The 24,676-nt window shown below is 47.3% G+C and carries 21 protein-coding genes and 5 tRNA genes; 5 read left to right on the top strand and 21 right to left on the bottom strand.

Annotated features, from left to right (window positions below):
- Positions 1-79: 79 nt before the first annotated feature.
- The 11 genes from ppiD to W04_RS17360 form a co-directional block, all read right to left on the bottom strand.
- Positions 80-1,981 carry a peptidylprolyl isomerase gene (gene ppiD, locus W04_RS17310; RefSeq protein WP_053911740.1) on the bottom strand — a complete coding sequence of 634 codons (1,902 nt, stop codon included), beginning with the start codon at positions 1,979-1,981 and terminating at the stop codon, positions 80-82.
- A gap of 163 nt (positions 1,982-2,144) precedes the next feature.
- The gene (gene hupB / locus W04_RS17315) at positions 2,145-2,417 is read right to left on the bottom strand and encodes a nucleoid-associated protein HU-beta (protein ID WP_022944383.1); all 273 of its coding nucleotides are present in this window, start codon (positions 2,415-2,417) and stop codon (positions 2,145-2,147) included.
- A 227-nt stretch (positions 2,418-2,644) separates the two neighbouring features.
- On the bottom strand, positions 2,645-5,005 hold the full coding sequence (gene lon / locus W04_RS17320) for an endopeptidase La (RefSeq protein WP_053911741.1): 2,361 nt from the start codon (positions 5,003-5,005) through the stop codon (positions 2,645-2,647).
- Between the two features lie 128 nt (positions 5,006-5,133).
- Positions 5,134-6,417 (bottom strand): ATP-dependent protease ATP-binding subunit ClpX, encoded by a 1,284-nt coding sequence (clpX, locus tag W04_RS17325; RefSeq protein ID WP_022944381.1) that lies wholly within the window; start codon positions 6,415-6,417, stop codon positions 5,134-5,136.
- A 115-nt stretch (positions 6,418-6,532) separates the two neighbouring features.
- Positions 6,533-7,150, bottom strand: coding sequence for an ATP-dependent Clp endopeptidase proteolytic subunit ClpP (gene clpP / locus W04_RS17330; protein ID WP_022944380.1), 618 nt, complete (start codon positions 7,148-7,150; stop codon positions 6,533-6,535).
- Between the two features lie 104 nt (positions 7,151-7,254).
- Positions 7,255-8,559, bottom strand: a complete 1,305-nt coding sequence (gene tig, locus W04_RS17335) for a trigger factor (RefSeq protein WP_053911742.1) — start codon at positions 8,557-8,559, stop codon at positions 7,255-7,257.
- Positions 8,560-9,161: 602 nt separating this feature from the next.
- Positions 9,162-9,238: transfer RNA gene (locus W04_RS17340), tRNA-Pro, on the bottom strand.
- A 28-nt stretch (positions 9,239-9,266) separates the two neighbouring features.
- Positions 9,267-9,343 (bottom strand) — tRNA-Pro (locus W04_RS17345).
- Between the two features lie 20 nt (positions 9,344-9,363).
- Positions 9,364-9,439, bottom strand: a tRNA-His gene (locus W04_RS17350).
- Between the two features lie 8 nt (positions 9,440-9,447).
- Positions 9,448-9,524: transfer RNA gene (locus tag W04_RS17355), tRNA-Arg, on the bottom strand.
- A 50-nt stretch (positions 9,525-9,574) separates the two neighbouring features.
- Positions 9,575-9,651 (bottom strand) — tRNA-Pro (locus tag W04_RS17360).
- Between the two features lie 357 nt (positions 9,652-10,008).
- Here W04_RS17360 and folD point away from each other — a divergent pair.
- Positions 10,009-10,866, top strand: a complete 858-nt coding sequence (gene folD / locus W04_RS17365) for a bifunctional methylenetetrahydrofolate dehydrogenase/methenyltetrahydrofolate cyclohydrolase FolD (RefSeq protein WP_053911743.1) — start codon at positions 10,009-10,011, stop codon at positions 10,864-10,866.
- 52 nt (positions 10,867-10,918) lie between these two features.
- Here folD and W04_RS17370 read toward each other — a convergent pair whose 3' ends face one another.
- Both W04_RS17370 and cysS read right to left on the bottom strand, forming a co-directional pair.
- Positions 10,919-11,830 carry a DMT family transporter gene (locus tag W04_RS17370; protein ID WP_053911744.1) on the bottom strand — a complete coding sequence of 304 codons (912 nt, stop codon included), beginning with the start codon at positions 11,828-11,830 and terminating at the stop codon, positions 10,919-10,921.
- A 195-nt stretch (positions 11,831-12,025) separates the two neighbouring features.
- Positions 12,026-13,405: a cysteine--tRNA ligase gene (gene cysS / locus W04_RS17375; RefSeq protein WP_053911745.1), complete on the bottom strand. Its 1,380-nt coding sequence runs from the start codon at positions 13,403-13,405 to the stop codon at positions 12,026-12,028.
- A gap of 184 nt (positions 13,406-13,589) precedes the next feature.
- On the opposite strand from cysS, the gene ppiB reads away from it, so the two are divergent.
- From ppiB to W04_RS17390, 3 genes are all read left to right on the top strand, one after another.
- Positions 13,590-14,081, top strand: a complete 492-nt coding sequence (gene ppiB, locus W04_RS17380) for a peptidylprolyl isomerase B (RefSeq protein WP_045978120.1) — start codon at positions 13,590-13,592, stop codon at positions 14,079-14,081.
- A gap of 43 nt (positions 14,082-14,124) precedes the next feature.
- A complete protein-coding gene (locus tag W04_RS17385) occupies positions 14,125-14,877 on the top strand; it encodes a UDP-2,3-diacylglucosamine diphosphatase (protein ID WP_053911746.1) in 753 nt (250 codons plus the stop codon).
- Between the two features lie 72 nt (positions 14,878-14,949).
- On the top strand, positions 14,950-15,750 hold the full coding sequence (locus W04_RS17390) for an ABC transporter substrate-binding protein (RefSeq protein WP_053911747.1): 801 nt from the start codon (positions 14,950-14,952) through the stop codon (positions 15,748-15,750).
- Here the strand turns inward: W04_RS17390 and miaE are convergent.
- Complete coding sequence (gene miaE / locus W04_RS17395; RefSeq protein WP_053911748.1) at positions 15,723-16,493, bottom strand: tRNA isopentenyl-2-thiomethyl-A-37 hydroxylase MiaE; 771 nt, start codon at positions 16,491-16,493, stop codon at positions 15,723-15,725. The two genes, W04_RS17390 and miaE, sit on opposite strands and share 28 nt — an antisense overlap.
- A gap of 155 nt (positions 16,494-16,648) precedes the next feature.
- On the opposite strand from miaE, the gene W04_RS17400 reads away from it, so the two are divergent.
- Positions 16,649-17,248, top strand: coding sequence for a Yip1 family protein (locus W04_RS17400; protein WP_053911749.1), 600 nt, complete (start codon positions 16,649-16,651; stop codon positions 17,246-17,248).
- A gap of 60 nt (positions 17,249-17,308) precedes the next feature.
- Here the strand turns inward: W04_RS17400 and purF are convergent, their stop codons facing one another.
- The 7 genes from purF to W04_RS17435 all read right to left on the bottom strand — a co-directional run.
- Entirely contained in the window at positions 17,309-18,838 is a 1,530-nt protein-coding gene (gene purF / locus W04_RS17405; RefSeq protein WP_022945648.1) for an amidophosphoribosyltransferase, read from the bottom strand.
- A gap of 17 nt (positions 18,839-18,855) precedes the next feature.
- The gene (locus W04_RS17410; protein WP_022945649.1) at positions 18,856-19,350 is read right to left on the bottom strand and encodes a CvpA family protein; all 495 of its coding nucleotides are present in this window, start codon (positions 19,348-19,350) and stop codon (positions 18,856-18,858) included.
- Positions 19,351-19,410: 60 nt separating this feature from the next.
- Positions 19,411-20,034 carry an SPOR domain-containing protein gene (locus W04_RS17415; protein WP_053911750.1) on the bottom strand — a complete coding sequence of 208 codons (624 nt, stop codon included), beginning with the start codon at positions 20,032-20,034 and terminating at the stop codon, positions 19,411-19,413.
- Between the two features lie 2 nt (positions 20,035-20,036).
- Positions 20,037-21,305, bottom strand: a complete 1,269-nt coding sequence (gene folC / locus W04_RS17420; protein WP_053911751.1) for a bifunctional tetrahydrofolate synthase/dihydrofolate synthase — start codon at positions 21,303-21,305, stop codon at positions 20,037-20,039.
- Between the two features lie 30 nt (positions 21,306-21,335).
- Positions 21,336-22,211: an acetyl-CoA carboxylase, carboxyltransferase subunit beta gene (accD, locus tag W04_RS17425; protein ID WP_022945652.1), complete on the bottom strand. Its 876-nt coding sequence runs from the start codon at positions 22,209-22,211 to the stop codon at positions 21,336-21,338.
- Positions 22,212-22,363: 152 nt separating this feature from the next.
- Complete coding sequence (truA, locus tag W04_RS17430) at positions 22,364-23,167, bottom strand: tRNA pseudouridine(38-40) synthase TruA (protein ID WP_053911752.1); 804 nt, start codon at positions 23,165-23,167, stop codon at positions 22,364-22,366.
- A gap of 178 nt (positions 23,168-23,345) precedes the next feature.
- On the bottom strand, positions 23,346-24,676 hold a 1,331-nt coding region (locus tag W04_RS17435), incomplete at its 5' end, for a FimV/HubP family polar landmark protein (RefSeq protein WP_305777624.1).

The following is a 24,676-nucleotide window of genomic DNA, read 5'->3' on the forward strand; positions in this document are numbered from 1 at the left end:
TCTGACGTCAGTATTGTTATTAGGCGCTGCGCAGAAACAAAAAAGGCGCCGAATAGGCGCCTTCTGCATTCATGTTACTTTATTCTGATTGCCCCTGCTGGCGCATGCGAACCACTTCGGCCTGAGCCTCAAGCGCTTCAATAAAGCTTTGATAGTTTTTGTTTGCCATTTGCATGGTGAGGTTTTGCTTCACTTGCGCATTCACTTCAGTTTCACTCGGAGTGTTAACTGACTTCAACGCAACTAGGGCTATGTTGCCATTGTTAAGCTCAACCATATCCACGACAGGCTCATCTTGTGGGTGTGCCAGCTTAAATACCTGCTCTACCAGAGCGGGTGCCACACTGAAGCTACGACGATTAAGGGCGTCCTCGCTTTGCATTTCAACACCTGCTTGCTGAGCAATGGCGTTAAGGCTGGTGCCGCTTTGTAATTGTGCAAACAGCTCTTCACCCTGCTCTTTCGCTTTGGCGGTGGCCTTTTCAGCTATCAGCGTTTGTTTAATTTGCTCGCTCACCTCAGCCAAAGGCTTAGTTGCCGCAGGTTTATGATCAGCGATACGTACCACAATCACATGCTCATTACCTAAATCCAACACTTCTGAGTTAACTCTATCTTCCAGTAGCTCTGGTGAGAAGATGGCTGCTTGCACGTTAGCCTCATTCAACGGAGCACTTAGCTGTCCACGGGCTAACCAAGGTGTGGTTTGCACTTGCGCTCCGACCGCAGCAGCAGCGTCTTCTAACGTATCAGCCACCTCAAATGAAAGCTCTGCCAACTCTGTTTGCTGTTCATAAAATAGGTCAGCTTTTTCAACTTTAGCCAGCTCAGTGCGAATGTCTTCTTTTACCTCAGCAAGAGGCTTGGTTTCACCTGGCTGCAGGTCGGTGAGCTTAATAATGTGATAACCGAACTCAGACTCAACGACTTGTGAAAGTTCGCCCACGTTTTGCAAAGCAAACGCTGCTTTTTCAAAATCAGGATCCAGCATATCACGCTCAATCCAATCTAGGTCACCGCCCATTTCCGCGCTGACGATATCGTCTGACTCTTCACTAGCCAGCTCGGCGAAATCAGCGCCGTTGTTAAGCTGTGTGAGTAGGTCATTGGCTTTTTGTTCAGCACTGTCCTGATCATCGCCATATTCAACCAAAATATGAGCAACACGGCGCTTTTCAGGCTCTGAATAGTAGGCTTTGTTTTGCTGATAGTAGTCGTTGATTTGCTCGTCTGTGATTGGCTCCGCCAACTCTAAATCATCGGCACTTAGCTCAACATAAGACACTTTCACCTGCTCTGGCGAAAGGAACTGCGCTTGATTTAGGTCGTAGTATTCTTGAACCTCTTCGTCGCTCACTTCTACTTGGGCTTTGTAGGCGTTGTTATCGAGCACGACATAATCAATAGCACGCTGTTGCTGTTGCAAACCCACGGCTTGGCTTAACTCATTACTTAGCGTGAAATCTGTGCCAGCAAGTGCCGAAACAAGTTGTGAGCGCGTCATTTCTTCACGCAGGTACTCACGGAAGCCATCTGCTTGATAACCCATTTGGCGGATCACTTGCAGATAACGGTCATTACTGAACTGACCACCAAACTGGAAAGCAGGGAGTTCTAGAATCGTTTGTTTAACTTGTTCATCGCTAACGCGAAGCCCCATTTCTGCCGCTAACTGTGTTTGTAGTTCTTGCTGTACTAAGCGGTCAGTGACGGATTGACGCACTTGCGCCATATAGCTTGGATCGTTAGCAAGTTGTGCGAAGTATTCGCCGAACTGCTGCTCTAAGCGGGCACGCTCGTTTTCATAGGCACGAGCAAATTCGCGCTGAGTGATCTTAACTCCATTTACCTCAGCCACGGATTGTTCGGTTGATTGGCCTAAATAGCCACCGATCCCTGCTAAAGCAAAAGATAAAATCACCAGCCCTAGAATAATTTTGGCCGCTAAGCCTTGCGAGCCTTCTCTGATTTTTTCTAGCATTTATTTTATCTCTATTTCATTTAACCGCTAAACAACGAACTCAGACTCTATTGTCCCTCAATTTCGAGGCGGTGGGTATAAAAAAAGCGTATCTTAACAGATACGCTTTTTCACTTGAAGCAATCTAGCACAGTTGCGCTAATTGCAGCTCAAGTTTCGCAAATTAGTTAACTGCGTCTTTAAGCGCTTTACCTGCTTTAAACGAAGGAATGTTTGCAGCAGCAATTTGAATTTCTTCACCAGTTTGCGGGTTACGGCCAGTGCGCGCTGCGCGCTCACGTACAGAAAAAGTACCGAAACCAACTAGGGCAACGGAATCGCCGTCTTTAAGTGCAGTTGATACTGACTCAATGAATGAATCCAACGCACGACCTGCAGCCGCTTTAGAAATGTCAGCATCAGCTGCGATTTGATCGATTAATTGAGACTTATTCACAATATCATCCCCTTACATTGTTATTATCCAGAGCGACTAACCTTGTGCAGTTTTACACAAAACGGCCTCATCACTTTGCTATGTAATTTAGAAAAACAAAGGTCGTTTTTCTAACACCTAGATCTGCTTGAAACCTAGGCCGGACAAGGCCTAGGCTCAAAATCTAGTGCTTAACTTATCACACAGGTGTGATTTGAAAAGCCCTTTGCGGCAATTTTTTGTGATTTTTACTCACTTTTTGCACGATCTGTTGAAAAACGCTCCACAGGCTGCGCCAATGCGTGATCTAACACCTCGTCAATCCACTGAACTGGGTGAATTTCGAGGCCTTCACGGACGTTTTCCGGTATCTCTTTTAGGTCCCGCTCATTCTTCTTGGGAATGACCACTGTTTTAATACCGCCACGGTGTGCCGCTAACAGTTTTTCTTTAAGACCACCGATAGGCAACACTTCACCGCGTAAGGTTATTTCACCGGTCATCGCCACATCCGAGCGCACAGGGTTACCCGTTAAGCTTGATACTAAAGCAGTCACCATTGCGATACCCGCGCTGGGACCGTCTTTTGGTGTAGCGCCTTCAGGCACGTGCACATGAATATCACGCTTTTCGTGGAAATCGTCGTTAATACGCAGTTTTTCAGTGCGATCGCGTACCACGGTCATCGCAGCCTGAATCGACTCTTTCATGACGTCGCCCAAAGAGCCGGTGTAGCTTAATTTACCTTTACCTGGTACCGCAGACGATTCAATAGTTAGCAGGTCTCCGCCCACTTCAGTCCACGCCAGACCAGTGACCTGACCGATGCGGTCATCACCTTCCACTTTACCGTAATCGTAACGTTGCACACCTAGGTATTCTTCTAGGTTTTCATCATTGATGGTAATGTGTTTAAGACCTTTATCGAGCAAAATATTTTTCACCGCTTTACGACATAACTTGGAGATCTCGCGTTCCAAGTTACGAACCCCGGCTTCACGGGTGTAATAACGGATAATGCCAATAATGGCGCTGTCTTCGATGGTCACTTCTTTTTCTTTCAAGCCATTGCGCTTAATTTGCTTAGGGATTAAGTGCTGCTTGGAGATATTGAGTTTCTCGTCTTCGGTGTAGCCGGATAAACGGATCACTTCCATACGGTCCAACAATGGGCCTGGTATGTTGAAGCTGTTAGAAGTGGCAACAAACATCACATCGGATAGGTCATAGTCAACTTCTAGATAGTGATCAGCAAAGGTGCTGTTTTGCTCTGGGTCCAGTACCTCCAGTAAAGCAGATGCAGGATCGCCACGCATATCCGATGACATCTTGTCGATTTCATCCAATAAAAACAGCGGGTTACGAACCCCTACTTTGGTCATATTCTGGATTAACTTACCTGGCATAGAGCCGATGTAAGTACGGCGGTGACCGCGAATTTCGGCTTCATCACGTACGCCGCCCAATGCCATACGCACGTATTTGCGACCCGTTGCTCGAGCAATACTTTGCCCTAGTGACGTTTTGCCCACGCCTGGCGGGCCTACAAGACATAAAATGGGGCCTTTAAGCTTATTGGTACGGTGCTGCACCGCCAAATATTCAATGATGCGGTCTTTTACTTTTTCGAGACCATAGTGGTCGGCATCAAGAATCTTTTGTGCCCCTGCCAGGTCTTTTTTCACTTTTGATTTTTTCTTCCACGGCACATTAACCATGGTATCTATATAAGAGCGCACCACCGTTGCTTCGGCCGACATCGGCGACATCATTTTCAGTTTTTTCAGCTCCGCCATCGCCTTTTCTTCGGCTTCGGCTGGCATCCCCGACTCTGTTATCTTCTTTTGTAAACCTTCAAACTCGTCAGGCACATCATCCAATTCACCTAACTCTTTTTGAATGGCTTTCATTTGCTCGTTGAGATAGTACTCGCGCTGTGACTTTTCCATTTGCTTTTTAACGCGGGCACGAATTTTTTTCTCTACTTGCAGGAGGTCTATTTCGCCCTCCATCATCGCCATAAGGTATTCAAGGCGCTCGGTGACGTCACTGATTTCCAGCACTTTCTGCTTTTCGGGCACCTTGATAGGCATATGCGCAGCCATGGTATCGGCTAAGCGTGCGGGCTCATCAATACCCGACACCGAGGTGAGTACCTCTGGTGGAATTTTTTTGTTGAGCTTAACGTAACCTTCAAATTGGCTTATCGCACTGCGGATGAAAATATCCTGCTCTCGCTCATCAATATCAGTCGAAGGAATATACTCAACTTCGGCTGCGAAGTACTCTTCTTCTTGCGTATAATGGGTAATAGCGGCGCGTTGCGTGCCCTCAACCAGCACCTTGACGGTGCCATCGGGTAGCTTGAGTAGCTGCAGCACACTCGCGACTGTCCCTACGGTATATATTTCATCCGTTTGTGGGTCATCGACAGAAGCGTCTTTTTGTGCCACTAAGAAAATTTGTTTGTCTGTATCCATCGCTGCTTCAAGGCAGCGAATCGACTTTTCCCGACCGACGAACAAAGGGATCACCATGTGGGGATACACCACCACATCCCTTAGCGCCAATACTGGAATGTCTACGCGATCCGTTCTTTCAAGCGTCATGCTAACTCTCTTCGGACTTCTTAAAATTTAAAGATTACCCAAGTATATGGGGATCAAGGGGGGAAAGTTCAAACAAATTTATAAAAAAAGGAGCTTAGTGCTCCTTTTTTAATTAAACTGCTTGTTTTTTACTCTGACGCGGCCTTGTCTTGGCTGCTGTTTTCGTAAATCAAGATAGGGTCTGACTCACCCTTAATCACTGTCTCGTCTATTACCACCTTGCATACTCCTTCCATCGAAGGCAGCTCATACATGGTTTCCAGCAATACGCCTTCAACAATCGAGCGTAAGCCACGAGCACCGGTTTTACGTTCCATCGCTTTGTGAGCAATCGCACGTAGAGCATCCTCTCGGAATTCAAGCTCGACATCTTCCATTTGGAATAATGAAGAGAATTGCTTAGTTAATGCGTTTTTAGGTTCGTTTAAAATCTGAATCAGTGCATCTTCGTCCAACTCAGTGAGTGTTGCAACCACAGGCAAACGACCAATGAACTCTGGAATAAGACCGTATTTAACTAGATCTTCTGGTTCCACGTCTTTAAACGTTTCACTGATGCTACGCTCACCATCGGCAGACTTAACGTGTGCGCCAAAACCAATACCGGTATTCTTAGCACTGCGTTGCTCAATAACCTTGTCTAATCCGGCGAAAGCACCGCCACAGATAAACAATATCTTCGAGGTGTCTACCTGTAAGAACTCTTGCTGAGGATGCTTACGACCACCTTGTGGTGGCACCGAGGCAACAGTACCTTCAATCAGCTTAAGCAGCGCCTGTTGCACCCCTTCCCCTGACACATCACGAGTGATGGATGGGTTATCTGATTTACGAGAAATTTTATCAATTTCATCGATGTAAACGATGCCGCGCTGAGCCTTCTCGACGTCGTAATCACACTTTTGCAGTAGTTTCTGAATGATATTCTCGACATCTTCACCGACGTAACCCGCTTCGGTTAACGTCGTGGCATCCGCCATGGTGAATGGTACATCCAATAGGCGTGCCATCGTTTCTGCGAGTAAGGTTTTACCACTGCCCGTTGGGCCAATCAGCAAAATATTACTTTTACCGAGTTCAATACCTTCGGTGGTACCCGCATTGCGAAGACGTTTGTAGTGGTTATATACCGCTACTGACAATACCTTTTTCGCGTGCTCTTGGCCGATCACATAGTCATCTAGGTGGCTGCGGATCTCTTTTGGAACGGGCAGCTTATCGGACGCGTTGGTTTTTGGCGCGATATCTTTAATTTCTTCCCTGATGATGTCGTTACACAGCTCGACACATTCATCACAAATATAAACAGATGGACCTGCAATTAGCTTGCGTACTTCGTGCTGCGATTTACCACAAAACGAGCAGTACAGCAGCTTGCTAGTCTTTTCGCCGTCTGTTGGTTTATCGGACATTCAGCTACCTCATTCTTTGCGCTACTATTTTTATTCATAGTAGCAAATGTACTTCTTAACAAATATACCAAACTTTACTTATCAATGCGCAGCTGTTTGGCAAATGCGCTCGCGCTTATTTATCGTTACGGCGATCAAAGACCGAATCGATCAGCCCGTACTCAACAGCAGCATCAGCAGTCATGAAGTTATCACGGTCAGTATCACGAGCGATAACATCGAGCGGCTGGCCGGTGTGCTCAGCTAGCAAGCGGTTTAGTTTGTCTTTGATATATAAAATTTCTTTGGCGTGAATCTCAATATCAGACGCCTGGCCTTGGAACCCACCTAATGGTTGGTGAATCATCACACGTGAGTTAGGCAGACAGTGACGCTTACCTTTGGCACCACCAGATAATAAAAACGCGCCCATGCTTGCGGCTTGACCGACGCACAAGGTGCTTACATCTGGCTTGATAAAGTTCATGGTGTCGTAAATAGACATACCAGCGCTTACAGAGCCACCTGGTGAATTAATATAAAGGTGAATGTCTTTGTCTGGGTTTTCTGATTCAAGGAACAATAGCTGAGCCACAATCAAGTTGGCCATTTGGTCTTCTACTGGGCCAGTTAAGAAAATGATTCGCTCTTTTAGAAGGCGCGAGTAAATATCGAAAGAGCGCTCACCTTTAGCAGTTTGCTCAACTACCATTGGCACTAACGCGTTTAGGGGATCTGTCATACCATTATTCATTATTACTTGATTCCTTAGTGACCGACACAAACTAAAATGGCTCGGTGCTTTGTAAACAAAGCATACGAGCCATTTAAACGTTGCTTTTAGCTTAAGTCAACGACTTATTGAGCTGCCTGCGGGTTCATGATGTCGTCAAACGCAGTTTCAACATCAGTTACTTTCGCGTTGGCTAGTAAAGCATCAATTGCTTGCTCTTCCATCGCTACGTTACGCATTTGCTGCATAAGCTGATCATTTGATTTGTAGTATTCAACTACTTCACTTGGGTCTTCGTATGCAGACGCCATCGTGTTGATAAGCTCTTCTACTTTTGCGTCATCGGCTTCGATTTCGTTCGCTTTGATTACTTCACCAAGCAGTAGGCCGGTTTTAACACGCTTAATTGCTTGCTCTTGGAATAATTCAGCAGGAAGCTCAGGCATGTTGTTGGCATCGCCACCAAAACGCTGTGCAGCTTGCTTGCGAAGCGCGTCGATTTCTTGCTCAACAAGTGCTTTTGGAACGTCCACTTCGTTTTGCTCAAGTAGGCCTTCAATCGCCTGCTCTTTAACCTTAGCTTTAACCGCTTGGTCAAGCTCACGGCTCATGTTTTTCTTCACTTCTTCTTTAAGTGCGTCAACACCGCCTTCGGTAATACCGAACAGCTTAGCAAACTCGTCGTTTAGCTCTGGAAGCTCTTGAACTTCAACTTTCTTCACAGTAATAGCGAACTGCGCTGCTTTACCTTTAAGGTTCTCAGCGTGGTACTCTTCAGGGAAAGTTACGTCAGCAACCACTTCTTCACCGGCTTTCTTGCCAACGATGTTGTCTTCAAAACCCGGGATCATACGACCCTGGCCTAGCTCTAGTGGGAAGTCTTCAGCTTTACCACCTTCGAACTCTTCGCCATCAATAGTACCAACGAAGTCGATTGTTACACGGTCATTTTCACCGGCTTTGTCATCAGACTCTTTCCAAGAAGCGTGCTGCTTACGAAGTGTCTCAAGCATGTTTTCTAGATCTTCGTCTTTTACTTCAACAGCTGGCTTTTCTACTGCGATTTTGTCTAAGCCTTGAAGTTCAACTTCAGGGTAAACTTCGAAAGTCGCTTCGAATTCTAGGTCTTTACCTGTCTCAAGCGTTTTTGGTGCAAATGAAGGTGCACCCGCTGGGTTAATTTTCTCAGAAACGATCGCTTCAATGTAGTTGCGCTGCATTAATTCGCCAGCAACTTCTTGAAGTACAGCAGTGCCGTAACGCTTTTTAATGATAGAAACTGGTACTTTGCCCGGACGGAAACCGTCGATACGTTGAGTTTTAGACAGTTGTTGTAGGCGTTTTTTTACTTCGGTCTCAACGTTCTCTGAAGGAACAGTGATAGTCAGACGGCGCTCAAGGCCTTGAGTCGTCTCAACAGAAACTTGCATGATTTACCTCAATCTTCAAATGTGGCGACTTTGCGCCTTCCTTACATACATGGCGATCAATTAGTTGCTACACCACATTAAGTGCACATTATGCACCTCGGCGATAGCCAGCGATCCCTATGCTTGCACTGCCCTATGGGCACTTACGTTAAACAATAGACGCGGCATTATAACCTAATATTTATAAGAGTCGAGAGCGAGCACCAATAAATTGGGCGTATGGCGCATTGCTGATTACTTTTACAGCAATAAATTGCGGGGGTTTGCTAACAATGAATTCTAAGCAACACCTACGTTGGACTGGCGTCAAAAAAGTAATTAACGCTTGGCGTTAAAGTATCGCTATTGGGCTGTGTTCAACATGCCACTCTATGAGTCTGTACAGAAAGCATTCTTTAAAAATAAGGTCGGCTAAGAATCTTGGATTAACAGATGTAGGCGAGTAAGAGCGCAGCGATAAACACAGCAATGCTTTTCATATCAAGCGCAAAGCGTTGATGACTGATAAGAGAAAGATGGTACGTGTATGTTAGAGAGTTTGAACCTGCGACTGCATGTGTTCATACCCAAACCAAGATGTGTATTTCTGAATTTATTAGAAGTGGTCGGCGATGCAGGATTTGAACCTGCGACCCCTTGGACCCAAACCAAGTGCGCTACCAAACTGCGCTAATCGCCGATACTGAGATGTGTTCTAAATATGAAAATGGTCGGCGATGCAGGATTTGAACCTGCGACCCCTTGGACCCAAACCAAGTGCGCTACCAAACTGCGCTAATCGCCGATAAACATATTGTAGAAAAATGGGGCGACTGATGGGACTTGAACCCACGACAACCGGAATCACAATCCAGGGCTCTACCAACTGAGCTACAGCCGCCACTATAATGGCGCACCCGGAAGGATTCGAACCTTCGACCGACGGCTTAGAAGGCCGTTGCTCTATCCGACTGAGCTACGGGCGCGGTGCAACGAATACTTCTTCGTGCGAACCAAGTGACACTTTCTAAGAAAGTGGTCGGCGATGCAGGATTTGAACCTGCGACCCCTTGGACCCAAACCAAGTGCGCTACCAAACTGCGCTAATCGCCGATACTTGATGCATCTTTGAGGACTCTTTACTGACCCCTCGCTGACAACGGGGTGCATAATAGTGATTTGCCCTGACAAGGTCAAACATTTTTTTGCCTTGAACTGCGCGTTTGCTCATTTTTAGGACATAGTGCTGTTGTTTTAGCAATTTTGGTTGATTTTTTATCACCTTAGACCATAAAAGCATGCTAAGCATTCCCCTTTACCTTGGCGGCAAGACGGTTTTCTGCGAAAATATCCGCCAGTTGGTGACGGGAGACCCCAAAATGCCCTCACTGATAATAAGAGTATTTCGTTCACATGTGTTGCTCATGCATTTAAGCAAAAAGCACACTAACCCCAAGGTATAGGTTACCCATGACGGCAAACATCATTGATGGTAAAGCAATTGCGAAGCAAGTGCGTTCGCAAGTGGCTACACGTGTTGCTGCTAGGAAAGAGCAAGGTCTTCGTGCTCCTGGTTTAGCGGTGGTACTAGTTGGACAAGATCCAGCTAGCCAAGTTTATGTAGGTTCTAAGCGCAAAGCATGCGACGAAGTCGGCTTTGTTTCCAAATCTTACGATCTCCCAGGTGATACCACCGAAGCGCAATTATTGGCGCTGGTTGACGAGCTCAATGCCGACAAAGAAGTTGATGGTATTTTAGTACAACTTCCTCTACCTGAAGGTCTGAACGCAGAGAAAGTACTAGAGCGCATCACCCCTCATAAAGATGTCGATGGTTTTCACCCTTATAACATTGGCCGTTTAGCACAACGTATGCCGGCATTGCGCCCATGTACACCAAAGGGGATCATTACCTTACTAGATTCCACTGGGGTCCGTTATAAAGGCATGCATGCCGTGGTCGTTGGCGCGTCGAATATTGTTGGCCGCCCCATGTCATTGGAACTGCTGCTCGCCGGCTGCACCACCACCGTTTGTCACAAGTTCACCCAGGACCTTGAGCAACACGTTCGTCGTGCCGATTTACTTGTTGTGGCCGTAGGCAAACCTGAGTTTATTCCCGGTGAATGGGTGAAAGAAGGCGCTTTAGTGATTGATGTTGGCATCAACCGTCTCGATAATGGCTCTTTGGTTGGCGATATTGCCTATGAGGCTGCGAGTCAACGTGCCAGTTACATCACGCCCGTGCCCGGCGGTGTTGGCCCAATGACGGTGGCGAGCCTAATAGAAAATACCCTTGAGGCCTGTGAGAACTATCACAGCGACTAACATCCAGTGTCAATATGAAAGAAAAGCCAGCTTAATGCTGGCTTTTTTGTGCTTATTTCCCTTGCCTTGGTTGGGCTGCCACCACCGGTCTGAGCCGCTGTTTTGCTAAGTTAACACCCTGTGGCAGTACCGAGAACATGATCATCAACGCCATCAGGGCATATTGCCAACCTTGGTAATGTTCAGCGAGCAAAATTACCGCTGTTACTATGCCTGCTATTGGGTTGGCAATGGTGCCAAAGGTAAATTCCACCACCGTCATACGCCCTAAGAGCCAAACGTACAAGGTGTAAGCAAGTGCTGTATTAGGAACGATAAGCCAAAACAAAGCGCTCCATTGCTTTGCCGTCATAGGCTCACTAAGCGGTATATACGCATCGGGTGTAAATATGCTGGCTTGCACTGCGGCGGCTATCAGCAGCGCAGTGCCGCCAATAATTAACTGCCAGGTGAGCACGGTCCACCAATGAATATGCATACTCACGGTTTGCACTAGCGAACTACCAATGACAATACACAACAACGCCCCGGCTAAAGCGGCAAGCCCTAGGAGGCTCAATTCGACATGCTTAGGGTCAAACAATAACCAAGCGATGGTAACAATGGCCACAGCACATAGCGATTGCACGGCACTTGGGCGCTGACCTTTAACAACCCAAGTATAAATCATCGCCACCACTGGCACCGAGACCATGCCTACACCTGCAATGGCTGCTGGCAAGTTCACCGCCATAACAAAAATAAAAGCAAAAAACAGAGCAATATTGACCAAAGCGAGCACTGTTAGCCCCCGCCATTGTCGACCTTTAGGGAGCGACGGCTTTATCAACCAAAGCAGTATCCCTGCAGGCAAGGCGCGTAAAGCACCGAGAAGAATTGGCGGCCAATCTGGGGTGGCGTACTTAGTGACCGCATAAGTGGTGCCCCATAAAAATGCGGGGATCATTGCCAGTAGAATATTCATCAACGCTCCATAGTTACATTCAGCGCGAACAGGGTAAAACCTCAACTAAGATTTAGGTCAATGGAAAAATCACCACTTAAAGGCAACGTTCAAAAAACAAAGAACTGAGTGTGCAGCCAACCATGGTGAGAGAAAAAGAGTGACGTAAAAACGAAAACGCCGCGCCTAAGCGCGGCGTTTAATTAACATAAACGCTTAGGCCTTACGCCATGTTGTTTTACCAGCGGAGTCCTCGAGTACCACTCCCATGGCCGTAAGCGCATCACGAGCGGCGTCTGCCTCAGCCCAATCTTTATCAGCACGAGCCTGATTACGTTTGGCGATCAACGCTTCAATTTTTTGCGTTTCATCATCGTCTTGCTCACCTTGTAAAAAGGCAGCAGGGTCTTGCTGGGCAATACCTAACACTTCAGCCAGCTTAATTAAGATATAGGCATGCTCACCTGCGGCTTGCTCATCTTGCCCTTTTAGGCGGTTTACTTCCTTCGCCAACTCGAACAGCACAGGCAAGGCTTCAGGGGTATTGAAGTCGTCATTCATGGCTTGCTCAAAACGCGCTACCAACGGATGACCGTCCAGTTCAACAGCAACAGGCTGAACATCACGTAGAGCAGTATATAAGCGCTCCAACGATGAACGCGCCTGCTCGAGATTCTCTTGCGAGTAGTTCAACTGGCTACGGTAGTGGCCGTTTATAAGGAAATAGCGTACGGTTTCGCGGTCGTAGGCTTTGAGTACTTCGCGTACGGTAAAGAAGTTGCCTAATGACTTAGACATTTTTTCTTTGTTGACCTGAACCATGCCGGTATGGATCCAGGTTTTAACGTAGCGACCATTATTGGCGCAGCATGACTGAGCGATTTCATTCTCGTGGTGTGGAAACTGCAAATCAGAGCCACCGCCGTGAATATCAAAATACTCACCTAGGTGTTTTGAGCTCATAGCTGAGCATTCAATATGCCAACCTGGACGCCCCTCCCCCCAAGGTGAAGACCAACTAGGCTCACCGGCTTTGGCCTTTTTCCACAACACAAAATCTAAGGGGTCGTCTTTACCTGCTGCGACATCAACGCGCGCGCCCGCTTGTAACATCTCTAAGTCTTGCTGCGACAGCTTGCCGTACTCTTTAAAGGTGGATACATCAAATAAGACATCGCCACTATCGGCAACATAGGCATGCTCTTTGTCGATAAGCCGCTCGATCATCGCAATGATGTCATCCATGTGCCCGGTAACGGTAGGCTCTATATCGGCATCAAGAATATTTAAGGCACGAAAGTCTTCGTGCATCGCGGCGGTCATCCGCTCTGTTAAGGCGTTAATAGGCTCATTGTTATCATTAGCACGGGTAATGATTTTATCATCAACATCGGTGATATTACGCACATAAGTGACATCGTAACCGAGATAGCGGAGGTAACGATTCATCACATCGAAGGAAACATAGGTGCGCGCATGACCAACATGGCAATAGTCATAGATAGTGATGCCACACACATACATGTCTACTTTATTCTCGTTCAGTGGAGTAAAGCGTTCTTTTTGACGTGAAAGTGTGTTGTATATCTGCAACATTGCAATATGATCCTATCGTTATATTAATGGCGCTATCTTACCACTGCCCCGGCTATCTCGCCACACGCAAGACCTCTGAAAATAACAAAAATAAAGCCTTTAGGGCAGTGTCATAGCTTGGTGCATTGTCTGATCCGCTACCCTACTATAAAATAGCCCCTAATTATTAAATCAGAGACTCATCATGGTTGTACTAGATACCAACTTTGGCACGATTAAAATCGCGCTGTTTGCTGACAAAGCCCCTGTAACGGTTGAAAACTTTTTGAACTACGCCAAATCTGGATTTTATGACGGCACTATTTTCCACCGTGTCATCGACGGTTTTATGGTTCAAGGCGGCGGTTTTGCTCCGGGCATGGAACAGAAAAAAGTGCAGTCACCGATCAAAAACGAAGCCAACAATGGCCTGAGCAACAAAAAAGGCACGCTGGCCATGGCTCGCACCCCAGATCCCCACTCAGCGACGGCACAATTCTTCATTAATGTGAATGACAATGACTTCCTTAACTTCAGCAGTGAAACTCCACAAGGCTGGGGTTATTGCGTGTTTGCCGAAGTCGTTGAAGGCATGGATGTAGTGGAAAAAATTAAAGACGTTGCAACTGGCAGCGCCGGCTTCCACCAAGACGTCCCCCTGGAAGATGTAATCATCAACAAAGTCATTGTTGAATAACTTATAGGCGCGCCATGCGCGCCACTTTACTATCTGGACGCCTATGTCACGCACCTTGTTTATTGCCGACCTCCACCTCAGTAGCAACCAACCAGAGATCACAGATGCTTTTTTCGACTTCCTTGATAAAGAAATAGATCAGCAAGTAGATGCCTTATACATATTAGGGGATTTCTTCGAGGTTTGGGTGGGCGACGATGCCAGTGACGCATTCAGTGATGATATTGCCGCTCGGCTTAAACAACTCGCAGACCAAGGTATTGCCATTTACTTTACCCATGGCAATCGCGACTTTCTACTTGGTCAACGTTATGCGCAAAAAGCAGGCATGACACTGCTTGCAGAGCAAACGGTGATAAACCTTTACGGAACACAGGTGTTGCTATTGCATGGCGATGAAATGTGCACACAAGATCTTGAATATCAGCGCTTTCGGCGCAAAAGCCGAGGTTGGTGGTGGCCGCGATTGATGCTCGCGATGCCACTTTGGTATCGCCGTCGTGTGGCGAAAAAGGCCCGTGCAAAAAGCAAACAAAGCCAACAACAAAAGGCCACCGAAATTCTTGATGTGGAGCGCTCAGCAGTACTTGATACCTTTTCGAAACATCAAGTAAGGATCATGATCCACGGCCACACTCACCGCCCAGCAGTGCATCAATATGATCAAGAGCAAACTCGTATCGTCCTCGGTGATTGGTACGAGCAAAGCTCTTTTCTAGTGGTTGATAAACAGCATATGCGACTGCATTATGGCGACCATGCTGACACGCTTACACAGTGGCAACACGCTGACTAACTCGCGCTCGCTGAGTTTCAAACTATACTTGCTCTAATGAACGATTGCCCAAGGTTGCGATAGGAGCAAAGTATGGTCTTGCGTGCACTTTTAAGCGCACTCGTGTTTATACTCAGTCAGCACACACATGCATTGGAGCGATTAGAGCTCGCCACCGAACCTTTCCCACCTTATTTTTCCAACACTTTGTATCAACATGGCTGGATGGCCCATTTAGTCAGTGAAGCTTTTAGAAGCCAAAATATAGTTGTGCGTATTCACTTTACGCAGTGGTCTCGGGCTTTGCGAGGGACAAAGAAAGGGAAATATTCGGCCGTGTTAGGGGCATATAAAACCACGGCACGGCAGCAAGACTTTGTTTTTAGCGCCGCACTGGCAAAAGCCCATAGTGGATTTTTCCGCCATGCAAAGAGCAATCGTGACTTTACTGGCGACTTAGCGTTAGTCGCACAAGACCCGATTGCCGTTGGTCGCGACTATGGTGAAGAGCAACTGCTCATAAACTATGGCGGCATCGACTACGTTGAGTTGCCCAATCTGAGCAAAGCCTTGCAATTACTCGAACGCCGACGAATTAGCTGGGTGCTCGGTCCGCAAGAAGTGGGTGAACATATTATTCGTGAATTAGCACTCTCTGAGCATTTGATGTTTGATTCACCGGCCTTGAGCGAAAACACCTTACATTTAGCCTTCGCCCGTCAGCATCCCCTTAGCCATTACCATCTAAAGGCGTTTCGCAGCGGCATGCAAAGTCTGCTCAAGCAAGGTCGGGTGGCGGATATATTGGCACAGCATCCTTTGCCGCCACCGCAGCAACAAGCAGTACTAAGTTTACTTAAACAGCACTATCTTGATACTGGCGCACCAGAGTGAAATTTAAAGTCGGGGTCTGGAGATGAAATAAGTTCCGCCTCTACTTCACCAAAAAAAGCGATGCGGGCACTGATATCTTCACCTGCTATTTGCTCGCCAAGGCTCAAGTAATCTTGATAATGGCGCGCTTCTGAGCGCAATAAGGAGATGTAGAATTCTCCCAATTGCTTATCAACATGAGGGGCCAACATAGCAAAGCGTTCACATGAACGTGCTTCGATATACGCGCCACAAATCAACTTATCGATCAGCGCCTGCGGTTCGTAGGTGCGTACATGTCGCAACAGGCCTTTAGCGTAGCGGCTGGAGGTAATTTTATCGTATTCAATACCACAAGCTTGCATAATCTCTAACACTTGATAAAAGTGGTGCAATTCTTCTTTGATGAGTAACACCATTTTATCGATCAGCTCTTGGCCATAAGGGGTGTCTGACTTGGGCATCATCGATTTGTTTAAGCGGTTATAGTCAGCTAGCTCTCGCCAATCCCCCACCTGGCGGTAGGTAAAATCTTCGTATGGTTTGAGCCAAGCCAACAGCGCTTCTGCACTTTGCTCATCCACCGCATAACGACGAATTAAGTACATGGCGCTTTGTGCCGCTTTCAACTCACAAATAAGGTGATCGGTCAAAATTACCGCTAGGTTCTCTGGCTTTTTTGCTTGCTGTAGCCATGCATCCGGTGTCTGACATTGTAAAAATGCGTTAATCGGTTCTAAGAGTTGTTGGTACTTCGCTAACATAGAATTGTAATACTAACCGCTAATGCCCACCATTTTACCATACTGATTTTACCATGGGGCTTTCTTGACAAATTCTTTGCTCTGAACGATACCTTAATTAAGGCTGGTGAAAAATAATACAGCCATAACAACCAGTTTATTTAAGGGGCACACCTATGATTTTGAACCATCTTTGGGGCTTATACGCCCACCCAGTGGAAGAGTGGCAAACGATTGATAATCGCCACGAAAGTTTACTTTACTGCTTATCGCATATTCTCCTCATCGCCTGTATTCCCAGTGCAATGGGCTACTACTCCGGCGTACACTTAGGCTGGCACGTTGGCACGGGCGATGCCGTATTTCTTACTCACAATAGCGCCATGCTGATAGCTGTAGCTATGTATGTTGCTCTGATTGTCGGGGTTTTTGCACTTGCATACCTGGCCCACTGGATGGCAAAAACCTTTGGCGCCGAGCCAACCTTTACGCAGACCTTAGAGCTTGCGGCGTATACCTCTACTCCCGTGTTTATGGCCGCATTTGCAGCCTTCTACCCTACTTTATGGTTTATCGTGTCTGTGGGCATTGTCGCGGTTGGCTACTCGGTGTATTTACTCTACACAGGTGTTCCTATCTTGATGCATATTCCCCATGAACGGGGCTTTATCTACGCCAGCTCTGTAGTGACATGTGGTCTGGTGTTACTTGTTATTATACTTGCCGCTACCGCAATTTTGTGGACTAACGGGATTGTCTCACCAGTCTTCAGTTAGCAGTGTGAGAGCAATAAAAAAGGAGCCTCTGGCTCCTTTTTTATTGCTTTTTAACCACAGTTAGTCATCTTGCGAGTCGCTATCTTGGTTGTGTAATTCCAAGCTTGATGACATGGCTTGCTCTCGCACTGATTTGGCGGCATCGTTACGCAACTCATCAATACGATTTAGGTAGTCTTGATTGATGTCGCCAGTGACATAATTGCCATCAAAAACAGAGGTCTCAAAACGACTAATTTCTGGATTTTCCTGAGCCACTGCAGCCACTAAGTCGTCCAGCGATTGATAAATCAAGCCATCTGCGCCGATGCTCGCATTGATGTCTTCTACTTCACGTCCATGGGCAATTAGCTCTGCCGCTGAGGGCATATCAATACCATAGACGTTAGGGAAACGCACCTCGGGTGCTGCTGAAGCAAAATAAACGTTCTTAGCGCCGGCTTCTCGGGCCATCTCTACGATTTGCGCAGAAGTGGTGCCACGGACAATAGAGTCATCAACCAGCAATACATTTTTACCTTTGAACTCACGATCTATCGCGTTAAGTTTGCGGCGTACTGACTTCTTACGCAGCTCTTGCCCAGGCATGATGAAGGTCCGGCCGATATAGCGGTTTTTAACAAAGCCTTGGCGATAAGGTAAATCCAATACCGAAGCAATTTCTAGGGCGATATCACACGATGTTTCAGGGATGGGGATCACCACATCAATGTCTTTGTCTGCCCATTCACGATTAATTTTTTCGCCTAGTTTGGTGCCCATATTAACGCGAGTAGCGTACACCGACATATTGTCGATGGTGGAATCCGGTCGCGCAAAATAAACGAACTCAAACAAACAAGGGTTTTGTACCGACTTATCTGCACACAGTTGCGAATACAGTTGTCCATCCTCGGTTACGTAAATGGCCTCACCTGGTGCCACATCACGAATCACCTCAAAGCCGTCAGTATCCAGTGCCACGCTCTCTGAAGAGAACATGTACTCGGTGCCTTTTTCGGTTTCACGTTTTCCAAAAATCAGCGGACGAATGCCATGGGGGTCACGAAAAGCGACGATGCCATGACCGATAATCATCGCCATGGTGGCATACCCGCCCACTACTTTTGAATTAACCTCAGAAACCGCAGCGAAAATATCTTCTGGTGCCAAGTGCAGCTTGTCAGACTTGCTGAATTCATGCGCAAGAATATTCAAGAGAATTTCTGAATCAGAGGTCGTGTTAACGTGACGACGCGCTTCGGTAAATAACTGTTCTTTTAGCTGCTCGGCATTAGTCAGGTTGCCGTTATGCGCCATGGCGATGCCAAAAGGCGAGTTAACATAAAAGGGCTGTGCCTCTGCAGAGCTTGACGTGCCTGCGGTAGGGTAACGTACATGGCCAATGCCAATATTTCCCTGCAGACGCTTCATGTGTCTAGTATGGAACACATCCTTAACTAGACCATTGGCTTTACGCAGACTAAAGGTATTATTGTCTATGGTAATAATACCGGCCGCGTCTTGGCCTCGGTGTTGCAAAACAGTCAAGCCGTCATACAGCGCCTGATTGACGGGCGATGTTCCGACTATACCAACGATACCACACATTAAAATTTCCTCGCCGATTAACGGTTAGCTGAATTTAAAAAGCTTGAGTTGTGTTCGAGATAGTCAAAAAACCACTCAATCACAAAGCCAAATTCAGGGATTAGTCGAGATGCGCTCCACCAGTCGGTGTTTGGGGCTCCGGTAAAGGCATCCAGGAAGAAGAGTATGGCGCTCACGACTAACACGCCACGTAAAGCACCAAACACGATTCCAAATACGCGATCGGTGCCCGACAACCCAGTGCGCTGCACTAGTTCGCCTAAAATATAGTTTAGCAATCCGCCTAAAAGCAACGTAGAGAAAAATAATATGGCTATCGCTGCTGCATTTCTTAAAAGGGGTTCTGAAATGTTGGTAAGGTAGGAGGCTAAATAGGGGTAAAATAAACTGGAGACAAAAAACGCGGCGGCCCATACGGCTAACGACATTGACTCTTTAACAAAGCCACGCACTAAACCAATTATGGTGGACAGTGCAATAATGCCGGCAATGGCGTAATCAACCCAGATCATAATAACCACTAGTCGTTTATTTGGGGCGCATTCTAACGGAGCGAGGCACTAAATACCAGATCATTTTGTCACTTGGAATTGAGTGATACGCCCTTTTAAGTTAGTGAGCTTTTGCAACTGGGGGAGTTGCTTTTCCAAGGTTGCCTTATCCAATTCAGGCCCCACTAACACTTTCGTCAACTCGCCATTTGGGGTCTTCACCGGGCGGGTAAATACATTAAAACCGGCGTCTTTAAGCTTTTTGCTCAAGGCATCCACGCTTCCTTGGCGAGAGAAGGCCCCCAACTGCACCACATAAGCCATTTCTTTTAACGCACTCTGTTGCGGGCGCGTCAATGGCTCATCTTTGACCAGGGTGTTAACCGTGACCGTATCATTGCTCTCGGTAACCTGCTGCGCACTTTGTTCATCACCCCCGCTTTGAGTTTCACCACGTTGTTGCAACTTATCGTCATCGGCCGCCAGCTCTTCGCTTTTGGCATCAGCAGGCAGTGGTGCGCTATCGGCTTTTTCCGATAACGCTTCTTGCAGGTCAATAGATTTAAACTCAGGGCGCTCTGGGATGGCTTTAAACCCTTCTTTGTAGCGCACTTTATCGCCATCAAGGATATTGGGAATAAAAACGACCGCAGCGACGACGACAATAATGGTTCCCACTAAGCGGTTTATAAACCCTGAGTTCACTGTTACGCCCTCTCGTTATCAAAAAAGGTGATTGCTTGTGCTACAGTGTAAAACGATCCGAATATAATCAAAAGGCTTTGCGCACAAAGTTGTGGTAAAACAGCGCGCATTGCGTCACTGACCTGCTCATATGTTCCTTCAACCTTGACAGACTGTGTCATTTTGGCTGTTAATTGCTGTGCACTCAACCCGCGCGGATTATCTAATCCAGCTACGTGCCAATGAGTAACCACCGGTGCCATCGCGGTAATCACGTCGGCATGCTCTTTATCACCCAGCATGCCGATAATGGCATGTATTGTCTTACCCTGTGCCTGAAGGCTCTGTAAACGTGTGGCTAAATAACGAGCTGATTCTCGGTTATGGGCCACATCAGTATAGACCAAGGGCTCCTTACTCAGTTGTTGAAAGCGCCCTTTCACCTGAAGTTGTTTCAAACAATCAGCTATGTCTGTTACCGCCGGCAATAAATCCAGTTTTGCTAACACACTCAATGCGGTAGCGGCATTTTGCGCCGGAATAGCGGGTTTAGCAAAGGTCAGCGACAGCTTGCCCATCTGCCAGTTGAAGGTGGCTTCATCTTCAGTAAAAATAAAGTCGCGCTTAGACAGGCACAAATCGGCATTAATTTGCTCGCCATAATCCACCACGGTGTGGGGGATATCTAAGTCACCCACCACTGCGGGTACGTTGCTACGAAAAACCCCCGCCTTATCATAACCGACCAGTTCACGGGTATCACCGAGGTACTCTTTATGATCGAGATCGACGGTAGTGATCACGCTCGCGACTGGATTAACTATATTGGTGGCGTCGTAACGTCCCCCAAGCCCTACTTCCAAGAGCACATAATCCACCGCTTCGCGTTTAAAAATTGCCAGCGCTGCCAAGGTGCCATATTCAAAATAGGTAAGTGGCACATCGCCTCGTCCTTGCTCGAGACTGTTAAAGGCATCAACATGGTATTGATCGTCAAGCTCGGCGCCATTGATGCGGACCCGCTCGTTATAGCGAATAAGATGAGGAGAGGCATAGGTGCCCACGGAATATCCTTGGCTCAGTAATAGCTTTTCCAAGCATTGTGCGGTGGTGCCTTTACCATTGGTGCCGGCAATTAAAATTACTTTGCTAGGGGTATGAACAAGGCCCATCTTATCGGCAACGTTCTGCACGCGCTCAAGGCCCATTTCGATGTTAGCAGGATGGATTTGCTCTAAATAACAAAGCCAATCATCAAGGCTTGACGATTGGCTCGGTATGGAATCTGACATAGGTTGTAAGTTTCTAGGTTACCGAGAAATTTACGCTACTCTATGCTCTTGTTCGGTAGAAGGCAAGTTCATTAGCTTAGCCAGTAAACGCGCCACAGTGTCACGCATTTCGCGGCGATCAACGATCATGTCGATAGCACCATGCTCTAATAAGAACTCACTGCGCTGAAAGCCCTCTGGGAGAGTTTCACGTACTGTTTGCTCAATAACTCGTGGGCCGGCAAATCCAATAAGCGCTTTGGGCTCAGCAATATTCACATCACCTAGCATAGCTAAAGAAGCCGATACACCCCCCATTGTTGGGTCAGTCAGTACGGAAATAAAAGGCAGCCCTTTTTCACTCATTTTTGCTAATGCAGCACTGGTTTTAGCCATTTGCATCAACGACATCAATGCTTCTTGCATGCGAGCACCGCCTGATGCAGAAAAGCACACCAACGGCATATTATGCTCTAAGCACACATTGACAGCTTCAACGAAGCGGGCGCCAACAACAGAGCCCATTGAGCCACCCATATAGGCAAACTCAAACGATACCGCCGCAACAGGAATGCCTTTAAGCTGCCCTTTCATAGCAACTAAGGCGTCTTTCTCGCCACTACTTTTGTTCGCAGCGCTGATGCGGTCTGAATATTTTTTTGAGTCTTTAAACTTCAGTACATCTTTTGGCTCATGCTGCTCACCGAGCTCGGCGCGCCCAGCGTCATCGAGAAATAGCTCTAAACGTTTACGGGCGCTGATACGCATGTGGTGATCACATTTCGGGCATACGTTCATGGCTTTTTCTAATTCTGCTTTGTACAGAATCGAATCGCACGACGTACACTTAGCCCACACCCCTTCTGGAATTTCTTTCTTGCCAGAAGATTTTGTGGTTTTTGGTAAGATTTTTTCTAACCAGCTCATTGGCAACTCTCTTAATGCTTGTCAGGACCGGGGCGGATTGAGCACCCCAAAATTAGCCGATAAATTAGCACAATTAAAACATGAAATTAGTTGCTTAGATATAAAAAACTGGTCGGTGTAGTCCATTTACACCTACCATTCACCCCTTTTTATTAGCTCTTTGGAGGCTCGTTATCGGGTAAAAAAAGCGGTCCCAGTGGCGTGCTGGGAATTTGCCACTGCTCCGGATAGTCTACGTCCACCAAATATAAACCATTAGGCTTAGCGGTTGCACTGGCTTGGGTGCGGTCTTTAATAGCCAATAAATGCTGCATCCATTGCGGCTCTTGCTCACCAACCCCAATGTCCATCAAGCATCCGGTAATGTTGCGCACCATATGGTGCAAAAAGGCATTGGCCTTAATATCAACAACAATGTAATCGCCGACGCGCTCGACAAATAAATGGTGGATATTACGAAATGGCGTGTTGGACTGGCAATGCACCGCCCGAAACGAGGTGAAATCTTGCTCACCGAGCATATACGCACAGGCCGCTTGCATGCGTGTTTCATCCAGCGGGTGATGATAATGAGTCACCCCAGAGCGCAAAATCCCTGGCCGATAGGGGTGATTATAAATCACATAACGATAACGTCGTGCGGTGGCACTAAAACGGGCATGAAAATCATCAGCGGTTGGCATTGCATAGCGCACGGCGATGTCATCAGGCAACTGCGAGTTCATACCTAAGGTAAAAGCGCCCATATCACGCTCAGCATGGGTATCAAAGTGCACAACCTGACCGGTGGCATGAACGCCGGCGTCGGTACGCCCTGCACAAGTAATATCCACGGGGTGATTACAAATACGAGACAACGCAGTTTCAATTTCCGCTTGGATACTGCTGACATGAGATTGACGCTGCCAGCCACTGTAGCGGGCACCATTGTATTCGATTCCTAAAGCGACGCGCATTGATACTCTTAGCTCAATAAAATTTTCGGCATTTTAAACGCTCTGCGGGCAAATAGCTAATGCTGAGGGTAATGAGGCTCCCGAAGGACGTAAGCTTGCCCATAGACAAGCAGTTAATACAAAAAATGCGCAGACACTTTGCCTGCGCATTTATCATCTCGCGGCTGAGCTTAGCACGCTAGCGTTTCAGACGCTCCTGCAAGGCTTGCGCCTCTTTATGGAGCGACTGCGGGCCATTATCAAGCACGTCTTGTAGCGCCTCGAGGGCTGAATCAACATCATCAATTTCGATATAAGCCCTCGCTAAATCCAATTTAGCGCTAAAACCGCCGTCTTCACTATCAACATCGGTCTTTTGCGAGTCGTCGAGCATGTCATCAAACTCACCCAAGCCCACATCCATATCGACTTCATCATAGGGTTCGTTATCAGGCTCTGAGTCATCACTCTGCTCGAGCAGGTCATCAATATCAAGATAGTCCGGCTCTGCTGCACCACTGTCGTCTTCGTTCGCGTCTGCGACCGCGTCATCATCCGCGTCAAAGTCACTATCGGCGAGCAAACTCTGCAGATCAAGGTCGTTATCTTGCGGTTCACCGATCACATCTTCATCTGGCTCAGCAAGTTCGTTGAGCAAAGCATCAAAATCGGTCTGCGTTAAATCAGCAAGGAAATCCTCATCGAGCTGACTGTCGTCGAGTTGTTCGTCACCATCGATATCGTCATCTAGAGAGTCATCCATCAGTGCGCTTAACTCATCGTCAAGGTCACCATCCAAATCACTGGAGAGATCGAGCTCTTCATCTCCCTCTTGAGCCATCGCTTCGCTGAGTTGCTGCTCAGCTTCGCTACTAAATGGCTCGTCGAGTTCAAGCTCGGGATAGTCATCTAGCTGCTGGCTAGGATGTTCAACATCCCCCATTTGGGGCTCTTGAGAGCTAACAGGCTCAACGTCCGATGCATCTTCGTCTTCAAGTAGCGGATCGTCGCCTAAGTCAAGTTCGAGATCAGGCTCATCAAAATCAGCAAAATCTGCTTCAAGTAGCTCTTGGTCAGCACTTGCGTCAATTAAATTTTCATCACTCTCATCCGGTTGCGCTTGCTCTTCTATTTCTAGCTCTGGTGCATCAGCAAGTAAGTCATCACCATCGAGGTCATCATCTTCTTCCAGCGCAAGCTCTAGCTCCGGCTCAGCGTCTCCCTCTTCATCTGCCGCTTGCTCGTCGCCAGGAGCATCATCAAGGAGATCGTTGCCGTCTAAGTCGTCATCTTCTTCCAGTGCGAGTTCTGGCTCCGGCTCAACGCCATCCTCTTCATCATGTGTCTGCTCATCGCCAGGAGCATCATCAAGGAGATCGTCGCCGTCTAATTCGTCATCCTCTTCCAGCGCGAGTTCGGGCTCCGGTTCAACGTCACCCTCTTCATCAGCCACTTGCTCATTGCCAGGAGCATCATCAAGGAGATCGTCACCATCTAATTCGTCATCTTCTTCCAGCGCGAGCTCTGGCT

The organism is Pseudoalteromonas sp. SW0106-04, from assembly GCF_001293805.1.
GTDB lineage: Bacteria > Pseudomonadota > Gammaproteobacteria > Enterobacterales > Alteromonadaceae > Pseudoalteromonas > Pseudoalteromonas ruthenica.